Raw genomic sequence first — 10,214 nt, 5'->3', positions numbered from 1 at the left:
GTTCCGGTCCGGCAGGGGCGCGTTCCGGTCCGGCGGGGGCGCGTCCCGGCTCCTCCGTGCCGGCAGGGGCGCGTTCCGGTATTCCGTTCCGGCTGCGATGCGTTACAGGGAACGACCGCCGGCCGTCACACTCCCGGGGAGGGTGACGGCCGGACCCGGAGCGCGACCGGGATCACACGTTCGGGGGCGGTCCCTCAAGGGGGCGTCCGAGGACGCCCGGGCGCTGCTGCCGGGGCAACGGACCGCTCGGCGGCCGGTAGTCGACGCCGAGCGCGTCAAGTCGGGCGTAGTGCGTGGTCATTCGGCGTTCGAAGTCGGCGAAGTCCCGTTCGGCAGAGGCGGGCAGGGGCGACCAGGCGACCTCCGCGAACGCCGCGAGGCGCGGGAAGACCTGGTAGTCGACGCGGGCCCGGTTCTGCATGACCTCGGTCCAGACATTGGCCTGGGTGCCGAGGATGTGACGGGCCGCCTCCTCGGAGAGGCCCGCAGGTACGGGTTCGAAGCGGTAGACGTCCTCCAGGGTGCGGATGAAGCCGATGGGCATCGGCTCGTCGGCGCCGCCGTCCTGACGGTGGTCCAGGTACACGTGCTGCTCCGGGCACATCACCACGTCGTGGCCGGCCTCGGCGGCGGCGATGCCTGCTCCGTAACCCCGCCAGGACGACACGGCGGCGCCCGCCGGGAGGCCGCCTTCGAGGATTTCGTCCCAGCCGATGAGCCGGCGTCCGCGTGCGGTGAGCCAGGTGTCGAAGTGCCGGATGACCCAGGACTGCAGTTCGTCCTCGTCGGCCAGGCCGAATTCGTCGATCCGGGCCTGGGCGACCGGGGACTCCTTCCACTGGTCCTTGCGGCACTCGTCGCCGCCGATGTGGATGAACGGCGAGGTGGCGGCGGGGAAGAGGCCGAGGACCTCTTCGAGGACGCCCTCGAAGAAGCGCAGGGTGTTGTCAGTGGGGGCGAGTACGTTCGGGTTGACGCCCCAGGTGTCCCAGACGGAGAGGGTGGTGGTGTCGATGACGTCGGTGTTGCCCAGTTCGGGGTATGCGGCGATGGCCGCCTGCGAGTGGCCGGGGATGTCGATCTCGGGGACGACCCGGATATGCCGCTCGGCGGCGTACGCGACGATCTCGCGGATGTCGTCCTGCGTGTAGTAGCCGCCGTGCGGGGTCTCGTCCCACAGTTCGGAGGCCCGGTGGCCGTGCTTGGTGCGGGACCGCCAGGAGCCGACCCCGGTGAGGCGTGGGTAGCGCTTGATCTCGATGCGCCAGCCCTGGTCATCGGTGAGGTGGAAGTGGAAGACGTTCAGCTTGTGCGCGGCGAGGAGGTCGAGGTAGCGCAGGACGTCGTCCTTGGGCAGGAAGTGCCGGGCCACGTCGAGCATCATGCCGCGCCAGGGGAAGCGGGGGCTGTCCTCGATGACCGTGAAGGGGATGACCCACTTCTTGTCGGACTGGACAGGCGCGCGGCGGAAAGCGTCGGGGCCAAGGAGCTGACGCAGGGTCTGGGCGCCCCAGAAAACCCCCGCCGCGCTGCCGCCGCGGATCTCAACGCCCTGGCTCCGGACCACACCAAGCCTGTACGCCTCGGGCTCCAGAGCGTCGTCGATGTGCAGCGCGACCGAATTCTTGGCCCTTTCGTCTCCCGGCACCAGCCGCAGACCGAGGGCGGGACCAACCATGGAACGCAGCCAGCGCTCCGTGGTCTCTGTGCCGGGCGCCGCGTAAAGCGTGGTGCTCCGGTCCAGCAGGAAACCATCGGGGGCCAGGCCTTCGACGGCGACGGGCGCGGGGATCAGATCCATGGGTTCAGCGTCTCAGATGAACTTGCGCCATCCCGGTGAGGCCGGTTGTTCGGGCGAGAGCGCGCAGCAGTCCCCGATCAGCGCCGATACACGCGCCGGGGTCTTCGCCCGTCAACCGGCGAAGAGCGGCACCCGCTACCGATGATTCATGCGCAGTTCTCAGCCCTTCGGGTTGGAGGTGAAGCACTTCTGGCGCAGGCGGCGGGAGGAGCCGCCTTGCACGAGCTGACCTGGCCGGCCGGACCCCCCGCGCAGGCCGGCCAGCAGGTGCTGCGGCATCTGGACGCGGCGTCCGACAACTTCTTCAACTCCGTACACCCGGCCCGGTTCCCGGCGTTCAAGCTGCGACCGGTGCCGCCGTTTCACACCTCGCAGACCCGCGCGGCCTGCGGCCGGACGGATCCGCAGTCCCGCAAGGGCTGCGGCCGACTGTTCGCGTGCGTGCACTGCGGACACGAGGACGACGCCGACCACAATGCCTCGGTCGAAATCGAGGCCCGAGCCCGCCAGGGGGGGGCACCTCCCATGCCCTTCGGGCTATGGGGGAGGGTGGCTCGGTCAACAACAGCACGCACAGGCGCCCTTCGGTGCCGAGTCCCGCCCTCCGGCGGAGGTGGACGCGTGAAACCCAACCGGCCACTTTCGGGTGGCCAAAGGGAATCTCCCGGCTTCAGAGCCGGGAGAGGATCGTCAATTCTTGTCCTTGCCGCCCTTGCCCTTGTCCTTGTCGCCGCCGGCGCCCATGGACTCGTAGATCTCCTTGCACATGGGGCAGACCGGATACTTCTTCGGGTCGCGACCCGGTACCCAGACCTTCCCGCACAGTGCGACCACGGGGGTGCCCTCCAGGGCACTCGCCATGATCTTGTCCTTCTGGACGTAATGGGCGTAGCGCTCGTGGTCGCCGTCGCCGTTCGACACCTGCGGCGCCGGCTCTACGAGGGTGCCCGTACCTGCCCCGCGCTCGGGCTCAAGAGTGCTCATAACCGCAAGGGTACTGAAAGCCCGGAGTATCAGTTCAGCGAAGGGTCGTCCGGGTAGGTGGCGATCATCGCCAGTTCGCTGCGCTGGCGGCGCAGGACCGCCCGCCAGAGGTGTTCGGGGCGCGGGGAGGAGACGTCTCCGGGCTCGGACTCGACGACGTACCAGGCCCCCTCGCCGAGTTCCGTCTCCAGCTGTCCGGGGCCCCAGCCGGCGTACCCGGCGAAGATCCGCAGCGAGCCGAGCGCCGCGGCCAGCAGCTCCGGTGGGGCCTCCAGGTCCACCAGGCCGATCGCCCCGTACACCCGGCGCCAGCCGAGCGGGCCCTCGTCGCCGGGGATGACGGCCACACCGAGCGCCGAGTCGAGCGAGACCGGGCCGCCCTGGAACACGACGTCGGGTTCACCGGTCAGGCCGGCCCAGGACGTGAGGATGTCGCCGACGCCGACCGGGGTCGGGCGGTTCAGGACCACGCCGAGTGAGCCCTCCTCGTCGTGGTCGAGGAGCAGCACCACCGCGCGGTCGAAATTCGGGTCCGCGAGCGCGGGTGTGGCCACGAGCAGTCGCCCTGTGAGCGAGGACACCTCGGTCATGGCAGAAATGATCCCGCATCTTCGCTCTCCGCGGGGGCCAGGGGGGGCCGCCCGGTCACCGAGGGGGACCGGGTGCAGCTCAGGGCGCACGGATGCACGCGGAGCGCACCGCCCGGAGGGCGTTGCGGACGGTAACCCTCCGCAAGAGTCGGGGAGCAGAGCGTGTTGTGGCGAATTCATGACGTTCGCACACCCCCCGCTCTCTTACGGAAGGGGGGCTGTGGGCCATTACCCTTTCGGTTGGCCCCCTGCCCGACCACTCCGGAACGCGAGATTCATGACCGGCACAGACGATGTCCTGCTTGTCCACGGCGGAACCCCGCTGGAGGGCGAGATCCGCGTCAGAGGCGCCAAGAACCTGGTGCCGAAGGCAATGGTCGCCGCGCTGCTCGGCAGCGGACCCAGCCGGCTGCGCAATGTGCCCGACATCCGCGACGTGCGGGTGGTGCGGGGGCTGCTGCAGTTGCACGGTGTGACGGTCCGGCCGGGTGACGAACCGGGCGAGCTGATCCTGGACCCGACCCATGTCGAGAGCGCCAACGTCGCCGACATCGATGCCCACGCGGGCTCGTCGCGCATCCCGATCCTCTTCTGCGGCCCGCTGCTGCACCGGCTGGGCCATGCGTTCATCCCGGGGCTCGGCGGCTGTGACATCGGCGGTCGGCCGATCGACTTCCACTTCGACGTGCTGCGGCAGTTCGGCGCGACCATCGAGAAGCGGGCGGACGGCCAGTATCTGGAGGCCCCGCAGCGGCTGCGCGGCACGAAGATCCGGCTGCCGTACCCGTCGGTGGGCTCCACCGAGCAGGTGCTGCTGACGGCCGTGCTCGCCGAGGGCGTCACGGAGCTGTCCAACGCGGCCGTGGAGCCGGAGATCGAGGACCTCATCTGCGTACTGCAGAAGATGGGCGCGATCATCTCGATGGACACCGACCGGACGATCCGGATCACCGGTGTCGACCGGCTGGACGGTTATACGCACCGGGCGATCCCGGACCGTCTGGAGGCGGCCTCCTGGGCGTCCGCGGCGCTGGCCACCGAGGGCAACATCTACGTGCGGGGCGCACAGCAGCGCTCGATGATGACGTTCCTGAACACCTTCCGCCGGGTCGGCGGGGCGTTCGAGATCGACGACGAGGGCATCCGTTTCTGGCACCCGGGCGGCGCGTTGGACGCCATCGCCCTGGAGACGGACGTGCACCCCGGCTTCCAGACCGACTGGCAGCAGCCGCTGGTCGTGGCCCTGACGCAGGCCTCGGGCCTGTCCATCGTCCACGAGACGGTGTACGAGTCCCGGCTCGGCTTCACCTCCGCGCTCAACCAGATGGGCGCGCACATCCAGCTCTACCGCGAGTGCCTGGGCGGCTCCGACTGCCGCTTCGGTCAGCGCAACTTCCTGCACTCCGCGGTCGTGTCCGGGCCGACGAAGCTGCAGGGCGCGGATCTGGTCATCCCGGACCTGCGCGGCGGTTTCTCGTACCTGATCGCCGCGCTGGCGGCGCAGGGCACCTCGCGGGTGCACGGCATCGACCTGATCAACCGCGGCTACGAGAACTTCATGGAGAAGCTGGAGAAGCTCGGCGCGAAGGTGGAGCTGCCGGGCGGGGCACTGGTCTGAGGCTCGGCGCCCGACGGCTGCTGACGGGGGTTCGGGGCGCCGCCCCGGGCCCCCGTTCCTCGTTTGCGGGAGGGGCCGGGTCCGTACCCCTGGTCCGCGATGGCGGCAGAAGCCCAGAACGGGCCCTCTCGGGCCGGTACACCGAAGGGCGGTCACCCTGGTCGGGTGACCGCCCTTCGTCGCGCCTGTGGGGCTTACTTGCCCTTGGCGGCTTCCTTGAGCTTGGAGCCCGCGGAGACCTTCACGCTGTAACCGGCCGGGATGTTGATCGGGTCGCCGGTCTGCGGGTTACGAGCGGTGCGAGCGGCACGGTGGGTGCGCTCGAAGGTCAGGAAGCCGGGGATGGTGACCTTCTCGTCGCCCTTGGCGACGATCTCACCGACGGTCTCGGCGAGCGCGGCCAGCACGGCGTCGGCGTCCTTGCGAGTCACCTCGGCGCGGTCGGCCAGGGCGGCCACCAGCTCACTGCGGTTCATGTTGTTACTCCCGTGTTCTTCTTGCCTGTGAGGCGTGAGATCGAAGCCGATGCTGCCAGGGCCCTCGGACAGTCCCCGGACCCGGGTCTGTCGTCAGACCCTCGCGCCCGATTACGCATCCTGCCCCCACCTGCGGCGGGAAAGCCAATCCGGCACCCTCCGGAGTCACACGAAAAGCACCACTGCCTCGTCGTGGTGACGTTCCGTCGACTCCCCGAAAGCGGTCCGCAGCGGATGCGGGGCTCTGCGGGACGCGCCGCCCGCCCACCCTAAAGGGGCGTTTGTGGCACCGCGACCCGCGACGCGCCGTACGTCAGGCCGACGTGGGGGCACCGCGGCCGTGGGCGACGCCGGCAGGGGCCGTGGCGGGTTCTGTGAGTGGGGTGGTTCAGCCGAGGTCGCCCGAGCCCGTCACAGCGCCGCCCGCCGCCTTCGCGGCGTCCCGGACGGCACCGGCGACCGCTCCCGCGACCCTGTCGTTGAAGACCGACGGGATGATGTAGTTCGCGTTCACCTCGTCCTCGGCCACCACATCGGCGAGGGCGCCCGCCGCGGCGAGCATCATCTCCGTGTTGACGGTGCGGGACTGGGCGTCCAGCAGACCGCGGAAGACACCCGGGAAGACCAGCACGTTGTTGATCTGGTTCGGGAAGTCGGAGCGGCCGGTGGCGACAACTGCCGCCGTCTGGCGGGCGATTGCCGGGTCGACCTCGGGGTCCGGGTTCGCGAGCGCGAACACGATCGCATCGTCGGCCATGGCGGCGACATCGGCGCCGTCCAGCACGTTCGGAGCGGAGACGCCGATGAAGACGTCGGCGTCCACGACGGCCTGCTTGAGGGTGCCGGTGATGGATTCGGGGTTGGTGTTGTCGGCGATCCAGCGCAGCGGCGAGTCGGCGTCGGCGGAGACCAGGTCCTCGCGGCCCGCGTGCACCACGCCGTGGATGTCGGCGACGACGGCGTGCTTGACACCCGCGGCGATGAGGAGCTTCAGGATGGCCGTACCGGCCGCTCCGGCGCCGGACATGACGACCCGTACGTCCCCGATTCCCTTGCCCACCACGCGCAGTGCGTTGGTCAGCGCGGCCAGGACCACGATCGCGGTGCCGTGCTGGTCGTCGTGGAAGACGGGGATGTCCAGGGCCTCGCGCAGCCGTGCCTCGATCTCGAAGCAGCGGGGTGCGGAGATGTCCTCCAGGTTGATGCCCGCGAAGCCGGGGGCGATCGCCTTGACGATCTCGACGATGGCGTCGGTGTCCTGGGTGTCCAGGCAGATCGGCCAGGCGTCGATGCCGGCGAACCGCTTGAAGAGGGCCGCCTTGCCCTCCATCACCGGGAGGGCTGCCATCGGGCCGATGTTGCCGAGGCCGAGCACGGCGGAGCCGTCCGTCACAACTGCGACGGAGTTGCGCTTGATGGTGAGGCGGCGGGCGTCCTCGGGGTTCTCGGCGATCGCCATGCAGACTCGGGCCACACCCGGGGTGTAGATCATCGAGAGGTCGTCACGGTTGCGGATGGGGTGCTTGGACGCCATCTCGATCTTGCCGCCGAGGTGCATCAGGAACGTACGGTCGGAGACCTTGCCCAGCACGACGCCCTCGATGCCGCGCAGGTTTTCGACGATCTCGTCGGCGTGTGAGGTGGAAGTGGCGGCGATGGTGACGTCGATCCGCAGCTTCTCGTGGCCGGAGGCGGTCACATCGAGGCCGGTGACCGAACCGCCGGAGGACTCCACGGCCGTGGTCAGCTGGGAGACTGCTGTGCCGCTCGCGGGCACCTCCAGCCTGACCGTCATCGAGTACGAGACGCTGGGCGCCGTTGCCATGGCCGAGTCCTTCGCTTTCCTTAGCTTCATTGCCGCGCGGCCGGGGCGCTCGCCTCGGACACGCTTCCCGATCGTCGCACCTACTGGCCGGTAGCCGGTAATGACTGCCACGTTTCGGAAAGCATTTTCCACCATACGAGAGATAACTGCTTCAGTGGAACCCCCAACCGCTCCTCGCCGGGGCCGGAAGCCGCCAAGCCCGTAAAGAAGCTGTCAGGTCCGCAAACAACAGCAGACCCGCGCCACCAGAAGGTGACGCGGGTCTGTCTTCTTGTTCAAGCGGCACCGACCCGCCATGCTCGCCTCGCGGCAAGTGGTCGCTCGAAGCGACGAAGGTTGGGCCCGGGGGCTTGGATCGAGCCGGTGCCGACACCAGGCTAACAAAGACCCCGCAGAAGTGATTCCTGCTGGACAGGCCGGTTCGAAAATCTGCCCCGACGGCGGTGCCTTCGCTCCTTGCCTCAGTCCCTCAGCAGGTCCGGGACGCCGTCCTCGTCGGGCAGGTCCCGCTCCCCCGAGACCACCGTGAGCTGCTGCGTCGCACGCGTCAGCGCCACGTACAGCACCCGCAGACCGGCCGGGGACTCGTCCGCGATCTCCGCGGGCGAGACGACCACCGTGGCGTCGTACTCCAGGCCCTTCGCCTCCAGGCTGCCCAACGCCACCACCCGCTCGCCGAGCCCGGCGAGCCAGTTGCGCGCCTGCGCCCGGCGGTGCATCGCGACGACCACACCCACCGTGCCGTCCACCTCGGCCAGCAGCCGCCGCGCCTCCTCGCGCACCGATGCGGCCAGATCGCCGTCCCGTACGGTCTCGAAGCGCGGCTTCACACCCGTGGAACGGACCGCGGCCGGTGACTCCATTCCGGGCATCGCGAGCGCCAGGACCTTCGAGGCCAGCTCGGCGATCTCCGCCGGGTTGCGGTAGTTGACCGTGAGGGTGAAGCGGCGGCGCGGCCGGCTGCCGAGTGCCTCGTCGCGTGCCCTGGCCGCCTCGTCCGGATCGGACCAGGAGGACTGCGCCGGGTCTCCGACGATCGTCCAGGTGGCGTGCCGGCCACGGCGGCCGACCATGCGCCACTGCATGGGCGTGAGGTCCTGCGCCTCGTCGACGATGACATGCGCGTACTCCGTACGCTCCGCGGCCAGCCGCTCGGCCCGCTCGCGCTGGGTCTCCTCGCGCTGCGGCATCAGCTCCTCCAGACCGGAGAGCTGGTCCAGCGGGTCGAATTCGCGCTTCTTCCTCGGCCGGTGCGGGGTGCCGAGCAGCGTCTGCAGCTCGTCGAGGATCGCCACGTCGTGTACGGAGAGCGGCCCGTTCCCTTCGCTGTCGAGCCTCTTCAGGGAGCGGGTGAAGCGGCGCACCTCGCCCTGGTTGAGGACCCGGCGCGCCCAGCGGCCGAGCCGCTTCTCGTCGGCCATCGCGGCGAGCACCCCGCGTGGGGTGAGCTCGGGCCACCAGGCGTTCAGGAAGTCGAGGAAGGGCGTCTCGGTGGAGACGTCCTCGTCGAAGGAGGAGCGCAGTTCGGCGGCCAGCTCGGGGTCGGTGTAGCGGCCCCGGCCCGAGGACTTGTTCCACAGGGCGTCCAGGAGCAGTCTGCGGGCGCGCGGGCGCAGCAGGTTGACCGGGGCGGTGCCGCCGAGGACGGACTGCCGGATGCGGTGCAGTTCGTCGGCGTTCAGCTCGGCACGGGCGCCGAACGCGACGACCCGCAGCCGGGTCGGGGTGGCCGGGGCCTCGTCGGCTTCGTCGCCGAAGGACAGCTGGCCGTCCCGGTCCTCCGCCTTGTGGGGGGTGCCGGGCTGTTCCAGTGCGCCGCGTGCCGCCTTGCGCAGCACCTGGAGCATCCGGGAGGAGCCCTTGATCCGGGCGACGGCGGGTTCGTCGTACGTGGTGGCGCCCTCGACGCCGGCCGCCTCGTCGGAGAGCGAACCGACCGCGCGGATCGCGACCTGTCCTTCCTCGCCCAGCGAGGGCAGCACGCCTTCGGTGTACGCGACAAGGAGCGGGGTCGGCGAGACGACGAGGATGCCGCCCGCGTAACGCCGCCGGTCCTGGTAAAGGAGGTACGCGGCACGGTGCAGGGCGACGGCGGTCTTGCCGGTGCCGGGGCCGCCGGACACCTCGGTGACCGAGGCGGCGGGGGCCCGGATCACCAGGTCCTGTTCGGCCTGGATGGAGGAGACGATGTCCCGCATGGTGTGGCTGCGGGCCTGGCCGAGCGCCGCCATCAGGGCGCCGTCACCGATGACGGGAAGCTTGTCGCCGCCCAGGTACGCGGTCAGCTCGGGGCGCATCAGGTCGTCCTCGACCCCGAGGACCTTGCGGCCCTTGGAGCGGATGACCCGGCGGCGTACCACCCTGCCCGGTTCCTTCGGCGTCGACCGGTAGAACGGTGCGGCGGCCGGTGCGCGCCAGTCGATGACCAGCGGCGCGTAGTCGGAGTCGAGGACCCCGATCCGGCCGATGTGCAGCGTCTCCGCGATATCGGCGGAGTCGTCCTCGCGTACGGCGTCGTCGGCCGGTTCGACGGAGGTGTACGCGCCGTCCGAGCCCCGTTCGCCGTCCTTGCCCAGCAGCAGATCGATCCTTCCGAAGAGGAAGTCCTCGAACTCGCTGTTCAGCCGGTTGAGGTGGATTCCGGCCCGGAACACCTGGGCGTCGCGCTCGGCGAGCGCTCCGGGGGTACCGACCTGGCCGCGCTTGACGGCGTCACTCATGAGAAATTCCGCCTCGTGGATCTTCTCTTCGAGGCGGTGATAAACACGGTCGAGATGTTCCTGCTCGACACCGATTTCCCGGTCCCGCATCGAATCGACAGCGGCATCCTGCGCGGCCACCGAGGCCCCCTTCTGACGTGCATTGGGCAGCCGTCAACCCTATGCGAAGCGGGGGCCGCCGCGCACCTGCCACGCGTATC

General features: G+C 69.9%; 7 protein-coding genes and 1 pseudogene. 2 read left to right on the top strand and 6 right to left on the bottom strand.

Features of this window, described 5'->3' with window-relative positions; all coding sequences use genetic code 11:
* Positions 1 to 172: 172 nt before the first annotated feature.
* Positions 173 to 1,801: a beta-N-acetylhexosaminidase gene (locus ACZ7IB_RS31090; protein WP_470917099.1), complete on the bottom strand. Its 1,629-nt coding sequence runs from the start codon at positions 1,799 to 1,801 to the stop codon at positions 173 to 175.
* 141 nt (positions 1,802 to 1,942) lie between these two features.
* On the opposite strand from ACZ7IB_RS31090, the pseudogene ACZ7IB_RS31085 reads away from it, so the two are divergent.
* Positions 1,943 to 2,233 (top strand): annotated as a pseudogene (locus ACZ7IB_RS31085) (hypothetical protein); the annotation flags it as partial.
* 258 nt (positions 2,234 to 2,491) lie between these two features.
* Here the strand turns inward: ACZ7IB_RS31085 and ACZ7IB_RS31080 are convergent.
* Together ACZ7IB_RS31080 and ACZ7IB_RS31075 are read right to left on the bottom strand one after the other, a co-directional pair.
* On the bottom strand, positions 2,492 to 2,785 hold the full coding sequence (locus tag ACZ7IB_RS31080; protein WP_470917098.1) for a DUF3039 domain-containing protein: 294 nt from the start codon (positions 2,783 to 2,785) through the stop codon (positions 2,492 to 2,494).
* Between the two features lie 29 nt (positions 2,786 to 2,814).
* Positions 2,815 to 3,375, bottom strand: coding sequence for a YqgE/AlgH family protein (locus ACZ7IB_RS31075; RefSeq protein ID WP_093900253.1), 561 nt, complete (start codon positions 3,373 to 3,375; stop codon positions 2,815 to 2,817).
* Between the two features lie 277 nt (positions 3,376 to 3,652).
* Here ACZ7IB_RS31075 and murA point away from each other — a divergent pair, with 277 nt between their 5' ends.
* Positions 3,653 to 4,993: a UDP-N-acetylglucosamine 1-carboxyvinyltransferase gene (gene murA / locus ACZ7IB_RS31070; protein WP_266746489.1), complete on the top strand. Its 1,341-nt coding sequence runs from the start codon at positions 3,653 to 3,655 to the stop codon at positions 4,991 to 4,993.
* Positions 4,994 to 5,187: 194 nt separating this feature from the next.
* Here murA and ACZ7IB_RS31065 read toward each other — a convergent pair whose 3' ends face one another.
* From ACZ7IB_RS31065 to ACZ7IB_RS31055, 3 genes are all read right to left on the bottom strand, one after another.
* Entirely contained in the window at positions 5,188 to 5,469 is a 282-nt protein-coding gene (locus ACZ7IB_RS31065) for an HU family DNA-binding protein (protein ID WP_003968811.1), read from the bottom strand.
* A 388-nt stretch (positions 5,470 to 5,857) separates the two neighbouring features.
* The gene (locus ACZ7IB_RS31060; protein ID WP_266361168.1) at positions 5,858 to 7,294 is read right to left on the bottom strand and encodes an NAD-dependent malic enzyme; all 1,437 of its coding nucleotides are present in this window, start codon (positions 7,292 to 7,294) and stop codon (positions 5,858 to 5,860) included.
* A 461-nt stretch (positions 7,295 to 7,755) separates the two neighbouring features.
* The gene (locus tag ACZ7IB_RS31055; protein ID WP_470917097.1) at positions 7,756 to 10,134 is read right to left on the bottom strand and encodes a HelD family protein; all 2,379 of its coding nucleotides are present in this window, start codon (positions 10,132 to 10,134) and stop codon (positions 7,756 to 7,758) included.
* Between the last annotated feature and the right edge of the window lie 80 nt (positions 10,135 to 10,214).

Source organism: Streptomyces sp. NPDC037301, assembly GCF_055602785.1.
This window is presented reverse-complemented; position numbering and strand designations above follow the sequence as displayed.